This window comes from Parabacteroides sp. PF5-9 (genome assembly GCF_029893105.1).
In the GTDB taxonomy this organism is placed as follows: Bacteria; Bacteroidota; Bacteroidia; order Bacteroidales; family Tannerellaceae; genus JARXWG01.
The window spans coordinates 1-18,149 of record NZ_JARXWG010000027.1; the positions used below are offsets into that span (position 1 = coordinate 1).

The 18,149-nt window shown below is 41.1% G+C and carries 14 protein-coding genes; 4 read left to right on the plus strand and 10 right to left on the minus strand.

The features are described 5' to 3' along the window. Window positions 1-333: 333 nt before the first annotated feature. From M2135_RS13420 to M2135_RS13440, 5 genes are read right to left on the minus strand one after another with little or no spacing between them, the layout of a single operon-like run. Window positions 334-708, minus strand: coding sequence for a YbaN family protein (locus M2135_RS13420; protein WP_280749032.1), 375 nt, complete (start codon window positions 706-708; stop codon window positions 334-336). Beyond that, window positions 709-1,683: a methionyl-tRNA formyltransferase gene (fmt, locus tag M2135_RS13425; RefSeq protein WP_280749033.1), complete on the minus strand. Its 975-nt coding sequence runs from the start codon at window positions 1,681-1,683 to the stop codon at window positions 709-711. Between the two features lie 12 nt (window positions 1,684-1,695). Next, entirely contained in the window at window positions 1,696-3,480 is a 1,785-nt protein-coding gene (locus M2135_RS13430) for a chloride channel protein (RefSeq protein WP_280749034.1), read from the minus strand. Between the two features lie 2 nt (window positions 3,481-3,482). Then, entirely contained in the window at window positions 3,483-4,880 is a 1,398-nt protein-coding gene (locus tag M2135_RS13435; RefSeq protein WP_280749035.1) for a sugar transferase, read from the minus strand. 7 nt (window positions 4,881-4,887) lie between these two features. Continuing rightward, complete coding sequence (locus tag M2135_RS13440; RefSeq protein ID WP_280749036.1) at window positions 4,888-5,448, minus strand: L-threonylcarbamoyladenylate synthase; 561 nt, start codon at window positions 5,446-5,448, stop codon at window positions 4,888-4,890. Window positions 5,449-5,645: 197 nt separating this feature from the next. On the opposite strand from M2135_RS13440, the gene recJ reads away from it, so the two are divergent. After that, window positions 5,646-7,364 carry a single-stranded-DNA-specific exonuclease RecJ gene (recJ, locus tag M2135_RS13445; protein WP_280749037.1) on the plus strand — a complete coding sequence of 573 codons (1,719 nt, stop codon included), beginning with the start codon at window positions 5,646-5,648 and terminating at the stop codon, window positions 7,362-7,364. A 13-nt stretch (window positions 7,365-7,377) separates the two neighbouring features. After that, a complete protein-coding gene (locus tag M2135_RS13450) occupies window positions 7,378-9,285 on the plus strand; it encodes an ATP-dependent DNA helicase RecQ (protein ID WP_280749038.1) in 1,908 nt (635 codons plus the stop codon). Here M2135_RS13450 and M2135_RS13455 read toward each other — a convergent pair. Further along, complete coding sequence (locus M2135_RS13455) at window positions 9,282-10,196, minus strand: ThuA domain-containing protein (RefSeq protein ID WP_280749039.1); 915 nt, start codon at window positions 10,194-10,196, stop codon at window positions 9,282-9,284. The two genes, M2135_RS13450 and M2135_RS13455, sit on opposite strands and share 4 nt — an antisense overlap. Before the next feature lie 87 nt (window positions 10,197-10,283). Between M2135_RS13455 and M2135_RS13460 the strand changes: the two genes are divergently transcribed. Both M2135_RS13460 and M2135_RS13465 read left to right on the plus strand, forming a co-directional pair. Next, window positions 10,284-11,141, plus strand: a complete 858-nt coding sequence (locus M2135_RS13460) for a hypothetical protein (protein ID WP_280749040.1) — start codon at window positions 10,284-10,286, stop codon at window positions 11,139-11,141. Window positions 11,142-11,146: 5 nt separating this feature from the next. Next, a complete protein-coding gene (locus M2135_RS13465; protein ID WP_280749041.1) occupies window positions 11,147-11,956 on the plus strand; it encodes a peptidylprolyl isomerase in 810 nt (269 codons plus the stop codon). An 819-nt stretch (window positions 11,957-12,775) separates the two neighbouring features. Here the strand turns inward: M2135_RS13465 and M2135_RS13470 are convergent. The 4 genes from M2135_RS13470 to radA all read right to left on the minus strand — a co-directional run bounded on the left by M2135_RS13470 (window position 12,776) and on the right by radA (window position 18,119). Beyond that, window positions 12,776-14,353 carry an FAD-dependent protein gene (locus M2135_RS13470; RefSeq protein ID WP_280749042.1) on the minus strand — a complete coding sequence of 526 codons (1,578 nt, stop codon included), beginning with the start codon at window positions 14,351-14,353 and terminating at the stop codon, window positions 12,776-12,778. A 6-nt stretch (window positions 14,354-14,359) separates the two neighbouring features. Further along, on the minus strand, window positions 14,360-15,196 hold the full coding sequence (locus M2135_RS13475) for a glycosyltransferase family 2 protein (RefSeq protein ID WP_280749043.1): 837 nt from the start codon (window positions 15,194-15,196) through the stop codon (window positions 14,360-14,362). Between the two features lie 9 nt (window positions 15,197-15,205). Further along, window positions 15,206-16,651, minus strand: a complete 1,446-nt coding sequence (locus M2135_RS13480; RefSeq protein ID WP_280749044.1) for a radical SAM protein — start codon at window positions 16,649-16,651, stop codon at window positions 15,206-15,208. A 97-nt stretch (window positions 16,652-16,748) separates the two neighbouring features. Next, entirely contained in the window at window positions 16,749-18,119 is a 1,371-nt protein-coding gene (gene radA, locus M2135_RS13485; RefSeq protein WP_280749045.1) for a DNA repair protein RadA, read from the minus strand. Window positions 18,120-18,149 lie beyond the last annotated feature (30 nt).

Genomic DNA, 18,149 nt, shown 5'->3' on the forward strand with positions numbered 1-18,149 from the left:
TATGTTTGTAAACTCTTTTAAGGACCATGAGTGTTTTGGTCTTTTTCGAAACTTAGAAACAGTCAAACTTGACAACCAATTTTAGGACGGGACAGAATAATGTTCTTATTTCTATAGGATAACATCGGAAATAGAAGCTGAATCTTTCAAAAATAAATAATAGAGCTGAAGCGGAAGAACTGTACAATAATAGAAAGATATCATATTGAAAAGCGATTTTACCGGCATCAATCGATATAATAGAGCAATTTTAAAGATATTTTAACAGATTGATTACTCCTTATCGCTTCTAGAGGAGATAAAGAGTGGAATATCAGATTTTTAATCAGAAACCTATTCTTTACGGGTTGGAAAGGATAGAATATGTACGGTTACACCGACAGTTATTAGTATTAACAAAATTTTTATTAACAGGGGTTTTATCAGGCAAAAGACGGCGAACAGGATTGATGCCCACATGACGCTTAACGAAACTATTTTCGCTCGCTTCGGAATCGCTTTATCCACCATATAAGCTTTCATATACGAACCAAAATAACGGTTACTCATCACCCGTTCGTATAAACGTTCGGAGCTGCGTATATAAAACCAGCAAGTAAGCAGCCAGAAAGGAGTGGTTGGCAATAAAGGCAGAAAAATACCGATAGCACCCAAAATCAAAAAAACAGTCCCTAAAACAATGTATATAATTTTTCTGGTCTGATTCATCTATTCCACTGTATATGTTTGGATTTCTTTGAATCCATTGAGAAAATCAGATATCTTCATCCGTTTTTTTCCGGCAATCTGCAAAGACAATAATCGGATAAAACCATCCTTAACGGCGATCTCCAGTGTATTCTTCTGATCGGCTTTTAGAGTGCCGACAGGTAAATGGTGGACGGTTACTATTTTTTCCGTATCGTAAATTTTTAATGTTTGCACGCTCCCATCCGGAGCCTTCAACTGGGTCCATGCTGCCGGATAAGGCGATAAGCCTCTGATGAAATCATAAATCTTCTGGATTGGTTGTGTCCAGTCGATCCGACAGGTTTCTTTAAAAATCTTTGGAGCAGGAAAAAGTTCGGTTTCTTCGGAGTAAAATTCGCTTTGATCAAATGTTTTAACATTATTTTCCAAAACAGCATGTACCGTTTCAACAACTAACTCTGCTCCTAACGCCATCAATTTATCATGAACCAGACCGACATTATCTGTCTCTTCGATAGGTATACGTTTCTGAAGAATGATTTTTCCCGTATCCATACCATGCGTCAGAAAAAAGGTGGTAGCCCCGGTTTCTTTTTCACCATTGATGATGGCCCAATTGATTGGAGCGGCTCCCCGGTATTGCGGTAATAAAGAGGCGTGCAAATTGAAGGTACCAAACTGCGGCATAATCCATACAACTTCCGGAAGCATCCGAAAGGCTACAACAACTTGTAGATCGGCATTTAAAGCACGTAAATCCGATAAAAACGACTCTTCTTTGAGTTTTTCCGGCTGCAGAACCGGTAAACCGACTGATTCCGCATATTCTTTCACCGGACTGGGTTGCAATACACTTCCATGTCTGCCGATCGGCTTATCCGGAACAGTGACCACCCCAACCACATTATACCCTTCTTCAACTAAAACGCGCAGACTTTCCACTGCAAATTCGGGAGTCCCCATGTAAACAATACGTAAATCCTCTTTTTTCATCTCTTTTTGCTATTACTCTTCTGAAAAATGATCCACTAAAACTTCACGATACGAATTAAAAATCTTCGATTTCGACATGAAACCGATATAAAGTCCCGCTTCATCTACAACGGGCAGATTCCAGGCTTTTGTATCATCAAAGATTTTCATCACCTGATCCATCGGCATATTCAAACGTATTTTAGCGGGTGGATAAACCATGAATTTGGACACATGAAAACGTTCATATAATTCCGGTCGAAACATAATATTACGGATATTATCCAATAGTACGATCCCTAACAGTTTGCCTTTTTCGTCGACCACCGGGAACATATTACGGGAACTCTTGGCGATAACTTTTACCATATCTCCCAATGACATCTGGGGCAAGACGGTCTGAAAATCCTTTTCAATGACACTATCTTTGCTTAGCAACGTTAATACCGCTCTATCTTTATGATGGGTGAGCAACTCCCCTTTTTGTGCCAGACGCATCGAATAAATGCTATGAGGTTCAAACATCAATATCGTGATATACGAACTAATGGATACGATCATCAGGGGCAAGAAAAGATCATAACCTCCGGTTAATTCGGCAATCAGGAACACTCCGGTAAGAGGGGCATGCATCACAGCAGCCATAATCCCGGCCATACCCAGTAAAGCAAAGTTTTTCTCCGACAAATAGCGGGTGAATTCGAAATAATTAGAGGTATGAGCAAATATAAAACCGGCGATACAGCCCAGAAATAAACTTGGTGCAAATATACCCCCGCAACCTCCTCCTCCATTTGTCGCACTGGAAGCAAATACTTTTGTCAGAAGAATAAGTACAAGAAAAACAAGAATTCCCCAATATGAACTATTCCATTCATAAAACAAACTCTTATCCATGATGTTAGCAAACTGGCCATTTAACAAGGAACCGATGGTATCATATCCTTCACCATATAGCGGAGGAAAAAGAAAGATCAACACACTCAACAGAACGCCTCCTAACAGAAACTTTTTCCAATACACATTTAGTTTTCGAAAGACACCTTCTACTTTATTCATCACACGGGTGAAATATAACGAGACTAATCCGCAAAAGATTCCTAACAACAACACATACGGAATACGTTCTATTTCAAAAATCTCAGTCTGCGAAAACTTAAACATAGCCTCTGTGCCTGTAAAGATATAAGAGACTGTTGCTGCTGTTACGGAAGAGATCAATAGTGGTAAAACAGAAGTCATCGTCAGATCTAAAAGCAACACTTCGATCACAAAAACCAACCCGGCAATCGGTGCTTTAAAGATTCCGGCAATGGCCCCTGCAGCTCCACAACCGACCAGAAGCATCAATGTTTTCTGTTCCATTTTGAACAGTCGTCCCAGATTTGACCCTATGGCCGCCCCCGTCAATACGATAGGCGCTTCCGCCCCTACAGAGCCCCCAAAACCGATCGTAACCGAACTTGCCACTAACGAGGACCAGGTATTATGAGGTTTTATCCTGCTTTTCCGTTGAGAGATGGCATATAATATTTTTGTTACCCCATGACTGATATCATCCCGTACAATATATTTCACAAAAAGCCCGGCAAGCAGAATCCCTACAACCGGATACAATAAATAGAGAAAATTGACCTGGTCGGCATTAAAATTGCCTGTTAATAGATGTTGGATAAAATGGATCAACTGTTTTAAGAAAATAGCTGCCGCCGAGGTACATATCCCCACCAAAAAACTTACAATCAGGATAAAATGCTTTTCCTTTATATGTTTGTCACGCCAGGAAAGAAATTGATAAAAAAGATTTTCTTTTGCCATTGTTATATACCTTTACCGGTAACTACCGTTTTAACCGTATTAATCAGAATTGTAATATCTAAAGTCAGAGACATATTTTCATAGTATAAGATATCATAATGCAACCGTTCGATCATCTCTTCTACATCTCCGGCATACCCATATTTAACCATGCCTAAAGAGGTGATTCCGGGACGAACATTATGCAACAGATAATAATAAGGTGCTTTTTTAACGATTTGATCGATATAAAATTTCCGTTCAGGACGCGGACCGACTAACGACATGTCTCCTTTCAGTACGTTCCAGAATTGAGGCAACTCATCGATACGGTATTTACGCATGATTTGCCCCAAAGGAGTGATACGCGGATCGTTTTCCGCAGAGAGTAACGGACCGTCATTTTCCGAATCCGTATACATCGTTCTAATTTTGTAGATCATAAAAGGTTTACCTCTATACCCAATGCGTTCCTGTTTAAAAAATACGGGACCCGGAGAGTCTTTTTTCACACGCCGGGCAAGATAAATAAAGACAGGAAGTAGTAGAATTAACGCGATTATGGAAACGAATTTATCCAAAAATAATTTGATGTTTTTTTCTGCTTCTGAAAAGTTATTATCCGTCACATCGATTAAGGGTGCTCCATAGATCGTTTTAATATTTACCCGGGATAATATGTTCGAATTATCAACCAACATTTTAATCGGACACTTATAGCGGTATAACGAATAAAGAATATCCAGTTGTTTCTCCGTTTTCATCGATTCTACTGCGATAACCAGTTCATGGATCGAATTTTTCTCCATAATTTCAGGAAGATCATCCAAGCCTCCGAATACCTTCTTGTGATCCACTTTTATATGCGAAGAGTCTTCCGATATAAATCCGGAAATTTCATAACCGGCATCATAGAGTTCCTTTGCAACCTTGGCGGCTTTCTTCCCGGCACCAATGATCAATACACTTAACGCCCAATCTCTTCGTTTGATTTTCCGAATTCCATTCTGAGTGATGATCAGACGGGGGATATAGGTCATAAAAAACTGAATACCTAATAGGGCAAAGAATAGTTCATAATAGATCTCAAACGAACGGGGCAGATCATTGAGCACAACTACGAAAAAAACCAGTACGACTCCAATAAGAACGGTCAATAAAGTAGAAAAAAACTCTTTTAACCGGGATTTTCCGAAAGGTTTATTGTAATAGCCGGAAAAATAATAAAGCACAAGCCAGAAAAAAGGAATAATAATCTGACCTTTTAACACCTGATAATATAACAAAAAGGAATGTAATGAATTGAAACCTTGATCTACAGCTACATCATAATACCGTACCAGATTAAAGATCAACCATGCCAAAGCTGCAGTGATTAAATCTGTCAATATATATTTACTTCGCTGTAAATTCTTGTTCATTACTGAGTTACCTTATAAGTTGAATCAACCCACCCGATCCCAGCTTAAGAATACCTGAAGGCTGAACCTTGCGCTGATCATCCTGTCGATAGTTGACTATATAATCAACGCCATTTTTTATCTTTTCTGATATCTCAGTAAAATTTGCAGGAAAAGGCTCTCCACTGATATTGGCAGAGGTTGATACCAGCGGTTTACGAAAACGCTCACATAATTTCTTTGAAAAAGCTTCATTTGTAATACGGATACCGATACTTCCGTCTTCTGCCAACAGATTATTCGCCAGATTACGACCTTCTGAATAAATAATGGTCAGTGGTTTATCTGAAACCTCTATCAGATCCCAGGCTATCGAAGGAACATCGGTAACATAAGTCTCCAATTTCACCGAATTATCCAGTAAAACAATCATCGCTTTATGATCTGTTCGATTCTTCAATGTATAGATCTTCCGGACAGCTTCTTCGTTCGTTGCGTCGCAACCGATACCCCATATCGTATCGGTCGGATAAAGGATTAAACCTCCAGCCTGTAGAATCTGACAGGCTTTATTAATATCTTCCGTCATAAAATGCACAAATTTGTACAAAAGTACAATCATTCAGGATTATAAAAAAATAATAATAACAAAACTATTTTACTCAAGCTATAGCTATTATCCCATGAATAATTTCTAACTTTACGGATTTAATTATATCCAATAACAAATCAGATTGATTTACAGGAATATAATACATCAAATAAAAAAAAGAAAAATAATATATAATGACAAACAAATGGAACTTTCAAACTCCAACAGAAGAAGAATTACATAAAACAGATGAGTTAGCGAAAAAGTTAGGGATCAGTTCCACGATTGCACTCTTGCTTATTCAGCGTGATATTACCTCTGTAGGAGAAGCAAAAAAATTCTTTAAACCTAACCTAAATGACTTACACGACCCGTTTCTAATGCCAGACATGGAGAAAGCGGTGAAAAGGTTAAATAAAGCGCTGGGGAACAAAGAAAAAATTTTAGTATACGGAGATTACGACGTGGACGGAACAACTGCTGTTTCTTTAGTTTACAGGTATTTACGTCCATTTTCTTCCACATTGGATTATTATATTCCTGATCGCTATGATGAAGGGTATGGCATCTCGTATAAAGGCATTGATTATGCCGTTGAAAACGGAATAACTTTAATCATCTCTTTAGACTGTGGTATCAAAGCCATCGAAAAAATCGAATACGCCAAACAGAAAGGGATCGATTTCATTATCTGCGACCATCACATGCCTGATGATGTTTTGCCTGATGCTGTAGCCGTCCTTGATGCAAAAAGAATAGATTCGACTTACCCCTATGATCATTTATCCGGCTGTGGTGTCGGCTTTAAATTCATGCAGGCTTTTGCTCAAAGCAATAACTTCCCCTTTTCGGATCTCGAAAAATTGTTAGACCTGACCGCTGTCAGTATAGCTTCCGACATCGTTCCGATCACTGGAGAGAACAGGATACTCGCTCACTACGGGTTAAAACAATTAAATAATAATCCCAGCATGGGATTAAAAGGGATCATCGATATTTGCGGACTGAACGGGAAAGAGATTACGATTAGTGATATCGTTTTCAAAATTGGCCCCCGTATCAATGCATCCGGAAGAATGATGAATGGAAAAGAGGCCGTTGACCTATTATTGGCCAAGGACAGCAAATCCGCTCGTGAGAAAAGTGAAAATATCAATCAATACAACGATGAAAGGCGGGAATTAGATAAAAAAATAACTGATGAAGCCAATGCGATTATTGATCAGTTTACCAATATGGAAGATCGCAAGGCCATTGTTGTTTACGATAAAAATTGGCATAAAGGAGTCATTGGTATTGTCGCTTCGCGGTTAACGGAAAAATATTATCGCCCGGCAGTGGTTCTTACCAAATCATCCGAATTGATCACCGGATCTGCTCGTTCTGTAACAGGTTTTGACATTTACAAAGCTATTGAGAGTTGCCGTGATTTATTGGAAAATTTCGGCGGTCATACCTATGCTGCCGGTCTCTCTTTGAAAGAGGATAATCTGGAAGCTTTCACCAATCGATTCCTCGAATTGGCCGCTGCAGAGATTATTCCCGAACAAATGACTCCACAGATTGATATTGATGCCGTTCTTGATTTCAAAGAGATCAATTCCAAATTGATGCATGACCTCAAAAAAATGAGTCCGTTTGGACCGGATAATCAAAAACCCGTTTTCTGTACCAAGAATGTCAGAGATTTTGGGACAAGTAAGCTGGTTGGTAAAGATCTGGAACATATAAAACTCGAACTGATCGATGATACATCCAACACCCCTATTCATGGTATTGCATTTGGGATGCACCAATTTAATGATCATATCAAAAAGATGAGACCTTTTGATATTTGTTACACCATAGAAGAAAACACCTACAACGGGAATACCTCTATTCAACTGATGATTAAAGACATTAAGCCCAACTGACCGATAAAAACAGGTGGATATCTACCATGAAATATTAGAGAAATACTGGGGATATAAAACCTTCCGTCCCCTACAAGAAGAGATCATCCATTCCATTTGTGCCCGAAAAGACACCTTGGGACTTATGCCTACCGGTGGAGGGAAATCAATCACCTTTCAGGTGCCTGCGCTCACTATGGAGGGGGTTTGCATCGTTGTAACCCCTTTAATTGCTTTAATGAAAGATCAGGTAGATAACCTCCGGAAGGTAGGTATTAAAGCTACCGCTGTCTATTCCGGAATGACCCGCCAGGAGATCATCACCCAGTTGGAAAACTGTATTTTTGGCAACTACAAATTCCTTTACGTCTCTCCCGAACGTCTAAATACGGATCTATTCCGCAGCAAACTGGAGGCTATGACAGTCTCATTCCTTGTTATAGACGAAAGCCATTGTATTTCTCAATGGGGGTATGATTTTCGTCCTTCCTACCTGAGAATTACAGAGGTGCGCAAACAATTACCCGACATTCCGGTTCTGGCCCTTACGGCAACAGCTACCCCCGAGGTTGTAAACGACATTCAGGAGAAACTCGGTTTCAAAGAGAAAAATCTATTTCAGACAAGCTTTGCCAGACCTAATCTCTCCTATACCGTCCGGAAAACAGAAGACAAAATCAATTCACTTATCCAGATATTAAAAAGAGTAAAAGGAACCGCTATAGTTTATGTGCGTAATCGTAAACGCACCAAAGAAATAGCGACAATCCTCACAGGTGAACAGGTCTCAGCCGATTTTTACCATGCAGGTCTTAATCGCGAAGAAAAAACGCATAAACAAAACCGTTGGAAAAACAACGAATGTCGTGTGATCGTATCGACCAATGCCTTTGGTATGGGTATCGATAAACCAGATGTTCGTTTGGTAATCCATATGGATATGCCCGGATCACTGGAGGAGTACTTCCAGGAAGCCGGAAGAGCCGGACGGGATGGGCAGAAAGCGTATGCCGTAGCCCTTTGTTCCGGTACCGACAATGCAACCTTAAAAAAACGATTAGCTGATGAATATCCGGACAAAACATTTATCCATCGTGTTTACGAAGCTTTAGGAAACTATTATCAAATAGCTGTAGGCTATGGATTAGAGACTGTTCATGATTTTTCTTTATCCGATTTCTGTGCGGCATATCGGTTTTCTCAATTGCCAACCCATCATGCACTTAAAATATTGGAACTATCAGGATACATCGAATACACCGAAGAATTAGACAAAACCTCCCGCCTAATGTTTGTTGCAACCCGGGACGACCTCTATAAGTATCTGCATCAGGATAAACGAACTGATGAAGTCATACAAACAATTCTTCGTTCATACACCGGTCTTTTTGCCGATTACGTATACATTGATGAATCGGTCATTGCCACCCGGACAGGAATGAGTTACCGGGAGATCTACGAGATCTTAACCGCACTTTCCAAATACAGGATCGTCCATTATATCCCACAGAAAAAAACTCCGTTAATCATCTATACACAAACAAGAGAAGAACAAAAATACCTAACCATACCCCGCTCTGCCTACGAAGAGCGGAAAGAACGATTTGAAAAGCGGATACATAAAGTACTCGATTACATCAACGAGGAACATGCCTGCCGGAGTCGTCTGCTCCTCGCTTATTTCGGAGAAAAAAAGTCTATAGATTGTAGAATCTGCGATACCTGTCTCGCTAAAAACGATTCGGGCTTAAGCAATCACGAATTCAATCAAATCAGAGATACGTTACTAAAAACAATCGATGATCAACCACAAGCCATCCGGGAACTGGTCAACGCCCTCCCCTTTCCTGCAGAAAAAAGTATTATGGTCATCCGGTTTCTGGCTGATCACGACGACCGGTTCATTCTTGAAGACGGTTTCTTACGACTATTTTTAAATTAAGGCATTTTATACAACTTACGCAATGACACTGTCGTTTCCGTCGGAAAATCATGAGGAATAGCCTGGGTTACTTTTCCTGTAGCCGCCCATTCAGCACCTCTTAACAATAACACTTGAAAACCGGTGCATTGCATCGCCAGGCAATCCTCGACTGTCGGCCCCGCATGTCCTAACATCAGATGAAAAATACGTGCTTTCCCATAATCAACAGTAAAGACCAACGGTTCTTCACGTCCGGAACCGCCGGTTTCTTTATCCGAATAGGCTGTATACAAGAGTGAGCCAATATTACCCGGACCACGCATCCGATCATACAATTCATCTGTCGCATGCCGCCACTTCAATGGCAATCCTTGAATCACCGGATGATTGGCTTCACGGCTATTCATTACATACTCATGCTGGCGTCCGTGTGATCCACCGACTCCCGGTGTATGATCTTTCACAAGCCGACCGTCTTGCCAATAAACATAAGGACCAGCCTTCTCATTACGTCCTTCCCAACCGCCCAGTGCACATATTTCATTGAATTCCTTCCAGTTAACAAACGCATTATCCGCCGCATGATAAATAACTAACCCTCCTCCATTATTGATATACTCAAGAAAACGGCGATTTGTCTCTTCCGGCCAGGCATCTCCATTATAGTCTAAAACGACCAAATCATAAGGAGTAAAATCGACTATAAAATTTGACATATCACTCCCCTTCTCCGGAGAGACCGAAAACGTAACGGTGAATAGGTCGGAATTTTCCAAAATCTGCTGGATGACTAAATGGCTAACTTGCCAATTATGGTTGTTTTGTCCTGTAATTAGGAGCGTTTTGATGGGTTTCTGTGAAAACAGGTTTCCAGCCGCAAACAATACGGTCAATAGGAAAAAAAATTTACATACGGTGTGTTTTTTCATGATATACATTCGTTTAATTATACAGACAAATGTAATAATTCCCTGTGAATTATATATTTTTGCACTGAAAAAGAAATATAAACTGATATGATTTTACTGCGCCGTTGTGCATTGCTCCTTTGTTATTCAATTCTTTTTAGCTTTACGTTATCTGCCGATTGGAGAGATAAAACCGAACTGTTAATCTACTCTCCACGCTATTTCGGACCAAATGCCTTTCCTATTCCGGAACTCCGTTCAGGCCTGGTCGGTTCACGCTTTGAAGCGGAAGTCAGGGGGGAATATCACTACTATTCCGGCGATAAGACCAAGGATCTATACGGCCGTCTCTTTTTGCCCATCGTGCGTGGACGTGCCGCAATAGAAGTGAGTTTCGTATACAAAGAGGACTACAAAATGACTCCAGAAACACGCGATGAACGCAATGCTGTCGACGTGACCAGCCCCATCTCATACAATGGAGACATCGTTGTATCCGGACTTTTTCAACTATTAAAGAGCGAAAAATGGGTGGATGCCATGTTCAGTTTTAATCTTAAAACGGCGAGTGGCGGACGTTTATGCGACGCTCGTTTTACCGATGCTGCGGCCTATTGGTTTGATCTGACATTAGGTAAAAACCTATATCAGTCTACCAATCAGCAATTCACGTTGCGAATGCAAGGACTCGTCGGGTTTTATTGCTGGATGACCAATGATATGGTTCACAGACAAAATGATGCGATCTCTTATGGGATCGGATTGACCGGTATATATCGTCATTTCACGCTTACAAGCGATCTTTCGGGTTTCCATGGATATGAGAAAAACGGAGACCGACCGATGACTCTGCGCAATCATTTATCGTATGAAATCAAGAAAAATATCATTTCCTTTCGGTACAATCACGGAATGAAAGACCGATTATATGACACCTATTCATTAGCCTATATCCGATGTTTCTAATCAATATGAGAAAAGAATTTTTACTTTCAATAGCCTGTATAACAGTTTCTTTTTCAGCAAATTTGTTCGCTCAGGAAAAACAAGTCACCATTGAAACAAGCGTTGGAACCATGAACGGGATACTCTACGATGACGTGCCCAATCATGTTCGAGCCTTCACCCAAAGAGCAACCAAAGGCGATTTCAACAACACATTGTTTACCCGTGTCATTCAAGAGTTTATGATACAAGGAGGAGCGCCCGATTCAAAAAATGCACCGGCCGGAGCGCGTATCGGTTTCGGTGACAGAAATGCAGAAATACTGCCGGAGATGCAACCCAACCATTTTCATAAAAAAGGAGTAATCGCTGCTCCACGACAAAACGATGATATAAATCCACAGAAAAAATCAGACACCTCACAGTTTTTCATTGTCCAGGGAAAGGTGTATCGCCCCGGAGAACTCGATACATTGCAACTTATCGCCAATGTTCCGATACGCCGTAAAGCGATGAACGAATTCTATCATCCGTACAAACAAGAGATGGATTCGTTAAAAGAGGCTGATCCTGTGGCATATAACAACTGGGCTAAAGAGGTGAATATGAAGGTGGATTCGGTACTTCGTGCGACTCCTGGCCACCTGATTTTTAGTGAAGAACAAAAAGAGGCCTATACCACAATCGGAGGAAGTCATCACCTGGATGGGGAATATACCATTTTTGGAGAGATTACCGAAGGATTAGAAATCATTGATCTGATTGCTAATCAGCCTAAAGATGCCTACAACCGCCCTAAGAAAGATATTAAAATTATCCGTATCACCGTTAAATAACCAATTGCCTTAACATTCTTTTATAAAACAATCAATCTAATTGATTATCAATAAAAAAGACAAACAACACACTCTCGGCAATGCAAGAAAAGATCCATATCACCGGGTGAAAACCCTTGATACTTAACTTTATTTCACAAAAATGCAACATCTTCCCTTAAATCTAAACAAAGATCATTCAAATCAGCAAAAGAGTAGAGTCGGTAATAAATAATCCACAAATGAGTGATCCATCCTTCATTCCTCTCATTGTTATTTGATCATTATCTACACAGGAATAATAATTCGCATCATCCGGCTCCGATAAAAATAGAAACTCAAAAGAAAAATCACATCGACAGGTTTAGTAGAAAACAACTCTTTTTCTATGCATAACCCCTTCCCGCCGAACAAAAAGAGAACAAACGGGATTTACAATTGTAATTCTATCCCGGCAAAGGAGGTTAATTATAGAAGAATTCATATAAACAGACAGTTTCAGCCCATAAAAGGTCAAATCAAGAAGAGTTCAAAAGGTATTATCCTCAACTCTATATGCTGCATCCAAACAATATTTCAGCACTTTCTATTACAGTTTCCCGAAACATCCGGAACACTTTTTTGTTAGAGGTACGTCTAAAATAATTTAGAGGTAGGTGTAAATCGATTTAGAGGTACGTCTAAATTCGTTTAGACGTACCTCTAACAAAAAACAGACCTACCTCTGCCCAAAATATACCTCAATCAAAAACAGAAAAAGAACGAGGAGATTTACTTTTTTATTGCAAACCCTGTTAAATACTGACAAGTTACAAATGCAAACAAGCTTTTTATAAGGGACTATAATTTTTCGGCAAGATTTTCTGCACACCGCTCCCCATCAATGGAGGCAGAGATAATTCCACCCGCATAACCGGCTCCTTCGCCACATGGAAACAGTCCTTTCAAAGTGACATGCTGAAGTGAATCGTGATTACGTAAAATTCTGACAGGCGAAGAAGTGCGCGTTTCCATACCGATCAATAGGGCATCTTTTGTCAAAAAGCCTTTTGAGATTTTTCCAAAATGACAGAAACTTTCCCGCAATTTCGTTGAAATTTGAGCAGGAAGCCAAAAATGGATCGGAGAGGCTAAGAGACCCGGTGAGTAGGAAGATTTTGGTAAATCAAAAGAATTCCGTCCTTCTACGAAGTCGGTCATCCGCTGAGCAGGTGCTGTTTGCTTCATTCCGCCATTGATCCAGCACAGCTCCTCTAATTTCTCCTGTAACATCATCATTTTCAATGGGTAATCATCATTTGTTTCCAATTGTAACTCTGCCGAAAACAGCCCGAAATCCTCCGGACGTACCTCGACAACCATTCCTGAATTGGCCCATTGAGAACCTCTGTTAGAGGGGGACATTCCATTGACAACAACCTGCTTCGGACCACTTGCCGCCGGAACCACAAAACCGCCCGGACACATACAGAAGGAGTAGACTCCCCGGCCGCCGGATTGGTTTACAAAACTATACTCTGCAGCCGGAAGATAGTCGCCCCGGCCTTCTCTGCGATGATACTGAATCTGGTCGATCAACTGCTGAGGATGCTCCAAACGCACGCCCATAGCGAGTCCTTTGGCTTCTATAGAAATCCGGGAATCATACAAATACCGATAAACATCACGCGCCGAATGACCGGTTGCTAAAATAACTGGACCTTGAAAAAGCTGTCCTGTATTTGTTTGAATACCAACCACCTCATTGTTCCGGATTACCAAGGCGTCCATACGTGTCTGAAAGTGGACCTCTCCCCCACACGCCTTAATCTTTTCCCGCATATTTTCAATAACCCGTGGTAGTTTGTCTGTGCCGATATGCGGATGGGCATCATACAAGATCGACTCATCGGCTCCGAACTGGCAGAAGATATTCAAAATACGTTCTACCGAGCCGCGCTTTTTACTGCGGGTATATAATTTCCCATCCGAGTAAGCCCCCGCTCCCCCCTCGCCAAAGCTATAATTCGATTCAGGATCTACCGTTTGCTCACGGCTAATCCGGGCAATATCTTTCCGGCGTTCCCGCACATCCTTTCCCCGCTCGATAACAACCGGACGTACCCCCAGTTCAATCAAACGAAGCGCAGCAAACAGACCGGCTGGTCCGGCGCCCACCACTACGGCTTGTTTTCCCTGACTTACATCCCGGTAAGCAATTTCCTGATAGGCTTTATCCTCCGGAGTTTCATCGACAAACAAACGCAGTTTCAGATTGACATAAATCGTTCGTTGACGGGCATCTACAGATCGTTTTAGGATACGAACCGCATGAATTTCATCAGGCTTTATCCCCGTTTCATGAAAAATAACTTGTTTGATAGCCTGTTCGTTCGCAGCTTCTTCCGGAAGAATGCGTAATTGTATTTCTTTGATCATAATGTCTTAATTCGGATGTTTGAGTTGCTTTTTACAATGGGCATGTTTCCGGTAAAAATAAAACAGTGCCTTTATATGCCGCCAACTCATTTTCGAGAAGAGATGTTTATTGGTCATGCGTTGATACTCGTGGATAAAAGAGACCTGTGGCAAATAACAGACCTCCCAGCCAGCTTCATTTGCTCGCAGACAAAAATCGGCATCCTCCGGACCATAAAAGATTTGCTCGTCCAATAATCCGATAGCTGTAAAAACTTCTTTGCGAATAAACTGACAGGCTCCAATCAAGTATTCAACCGAAAAAGGCACTTTTCCGTCCATTTGAGCCAAATAAAACTGTTTCCGGCTAAGCTGATTCACTTTTTCCCAAAATGCGCTTAAAACGCCTTTATTTGGCAAAATACGACAAAATACGTTATAGAGTTTATACCGAAACCAAGGATACCTGCGGCAACTATGCTGCACTTCCCCTTCCGAATTCATCAGTTTACAACCGCAAACACCACAATGTGGATGTTCATGCATAAATAAAAATAGCGCAGATAAGGCCGCTTTGTTGATCACCGTATCGACATCCAAAAGCCAGATGTACTCTCCCCTTGCCTGTTTTATTCCTTGATTGCGGGCTTTTGCCACACCTAAATTCACCTGATTTTGAAGCAGAATCAACGAATCCATTTTGTCCTGATACAAATGTATCAATTGAAGTGTAGCGTCTGTCGAGCCATTATCCACAATGATGATTTCATAGTCGGATAGATCTACCGTACTGGCTATAACGGCCTCCAGGCAATTGCGCAGATAACGTTCGGAGTTCCATGTCAGAATAACAATGCTCAACATATGTTCAGACTATCCAAATAATTTTATTTTCATAGCTTTTAAGGCTATTTTAAAATCGTTGTACGAAGAGAATTTCCGGATATTCTTCCAGATAAAAGAGGGCGACAAAAAGAATTTGATATTATTCCAGAATAAGAGTCTCTCCATCTGGGCAGCAGTCAGATTCGGATAATTCAAAATAGAATGCCGCTGCACATCCGTTGGGGTGTACTCCCCTCCTTCAATCCATCCGTTTTGCTTGGCCATGGTATAAAATTCAGTTGCAGGAAAAGGTGATACAATGTTAAACATCACTTGATCGACTTTCAACTTTTTGGCTTTCCGCAACGTATCCTTAATGGTCTCCGTCGTCTCAATCGGGCTGGTTCCGATCAGTATATTCAGTTTTACAGGCACTTTATATTTCTTCAATAAAGCGATAGCAGTATAGATCTGCTCTTCCTTAAACCCTTTCTTGATGTATGCAAGGATCTCATCATTAAACGATTCAACCCCCAGATCAACATACCGGCAATCATACATCTGCAATAAAAGAGCGATCTCCTCATCGATGGCATCAACTCGTGCCTGACATCCCCAGACAATACCATGTTTCTTCAAGGCTTCCCCGATAATCTTCAGTCGTTTTTTGTTTACGATAAAATTATCGTCCATAAAACCGATTGCCTTGTATCCTTTTTGAGCCAACGCTTCGATTTCCTGCACGACATTTTCCGGAGAACGAAAGCCTATCGGTGGTTTTTTATCTGCATTCTCACGTTTATACTCGATTTCACGGGCAAAAGTCAATGAACTCGGCACGCAATAGATACACTTAAACGGACAATTGCGTGATGAAACTACGGCCATATACGGCGAAACCTTTAGTTTCGGATTGGAAAAAGTATATTTTTCAATGAAATGGATAGCCGGAAAAGGCAGTTCATCCAGATTCTTGATCAGTGGACGCGTCGGATTGTGTATCACCCGGCGACCCACTTCATCATAATATGAAATGCCCCGAACCGATCTCCATTCCTCTCCGGAAAAGATATTTGCGATTAGTTCCCGGATCGTATCTTCCGGTTCGCCTCTTACCACCACCGCCTTGGGATGAATCAAAAACTCTTTTGTGAAATATGTGCTTCCCGGTCCAAGGAAAAGACACCAGGCGTCAGGACGGTGATCATGAATAAAGGCCTGTACCTGCATATCGGTCGGAACCGACAGATTCACCGACCAAAAACAATAACAGTCGCTGTCATCTTGCCGCAAAAAATCCAAACAATGTTCCTGAGATAATTGGTCCAATACAAAGTTTTTATACACCACCTCGTATCCTGCATTTTCCAAGACCGCAGCAACGGTCAATTCGTATATATTAGGCATATCGTAAACGACACGCGTACATCCTGCCGTTCGTTCGGCCGGTTTAAGTCCGTCGAATGAAGGGGGAGTGATAAATGTTATTTTCATATTTTCGTCTGCTTACTTATACATAAAACTGAAAGCACTGTTATTTATTGCATAATCCACAGGGGATATAAACAATGTCGCAATACAGTCCTCAATTTCAACTAAATAATAAACGGAAAGCTTCTTCTACTTTTCTTACTTGTACAACCTGGATCTGATAACCTTGCGTATCAACTCCTTTCAGGTTATTATAAGGTATGATTATCCGGGTAAAACCCAATTTTTGGGCTTCCAGGATTCGTTGTTCTATGCGGTTAACCGGACGAATTTCACCCGAAAGGCCGACTTCACCGGCCATACAAGTACCCGGTTCTATACTGATATCCAAGCTGGAAGAAAGAATCGCACTGATCACAGCCAAGTCGATAGCCGGATCGTTCACTTTCAAACCTCCTGCAATATTGAGGAATACATCTTTCTGACCCAGTTTAAATCCGGCACGCTTCTCCAATACAGCCAATAACATATTCATGCGACGAAGATCAAAACCTGTAGCACTCCGCTGCGGGGTACCATAAACAGCCGAACTGACTAAGGATTGTGTTTCGATCAAAAACGGACGAACCCCCTCTATAGTAGCGGCAATAGCAACCCCGCTCAACCCTTCATGATTCTGAGTCAATAGGAGCTCCGACGGATTATTCACTTCACGCAGTCCATTTTGTCGCATTTCATAAATACCCAATTCAGCGGTACTTCCGAATCTATTCTTAACACTTCTTAAGATACGGTACATATAATGTTGATCTCCTTCAAACTGAAGAACCGTATCTACGATATGCTCCAACACTTTCGGGCCGGCTATACTTCCTTCTTTATTGATATGACCGATTAAAAGCACAGGGATACCCGTTTCTTTAGCATATTTTAAGATTGTTGCACTACATTCGCGTACCTGAGAGATACTGCCCGGGGAAGATTCGATCGATTCGGTATAAATCGTTTGAATAGAGTCAACAATCATCAAAGAGGGCTGTACATTTTGTGCATGCGCAAAGATATGCTCCAAGTTTGTCTCACATAAAATATAACAATCCGGATTATCGTGTGTCAAACGATCAGCACGCAGTTTCAACTGTCGACTACTCTCCTCGCCCGACACATACAAAGAACGTAACCCTTTCAACCCAAGTACGGTTTGCAAAACCAAAGTCGATTTCCCAATACCCGGTTCACCTCCGATCAAAACCAGAGATCCTTTGACCAATCCTCCACCCAATACACGATTCAATTCCGCGTCATTCAAATCGATACGCGACTCTTCCGTGGTGGTGATCTCCTTCAACAATTGTGGTCGAACCTTATCCTTATCGGATAAACCGGGGATAGGACGTTTAGCTGATCGCTCTTTAGCGATCAACTCTTCAACATAGGTATTCCATTCCCCACAACCGGGGCATTTACCTACCCATTTCGGAGAATCTGCTCCACAATTGGAGCAAACATATACAGTTTTTGTTTTAGCCATTCGCCTTGTAATTTGCTGTAAAGGTACAAA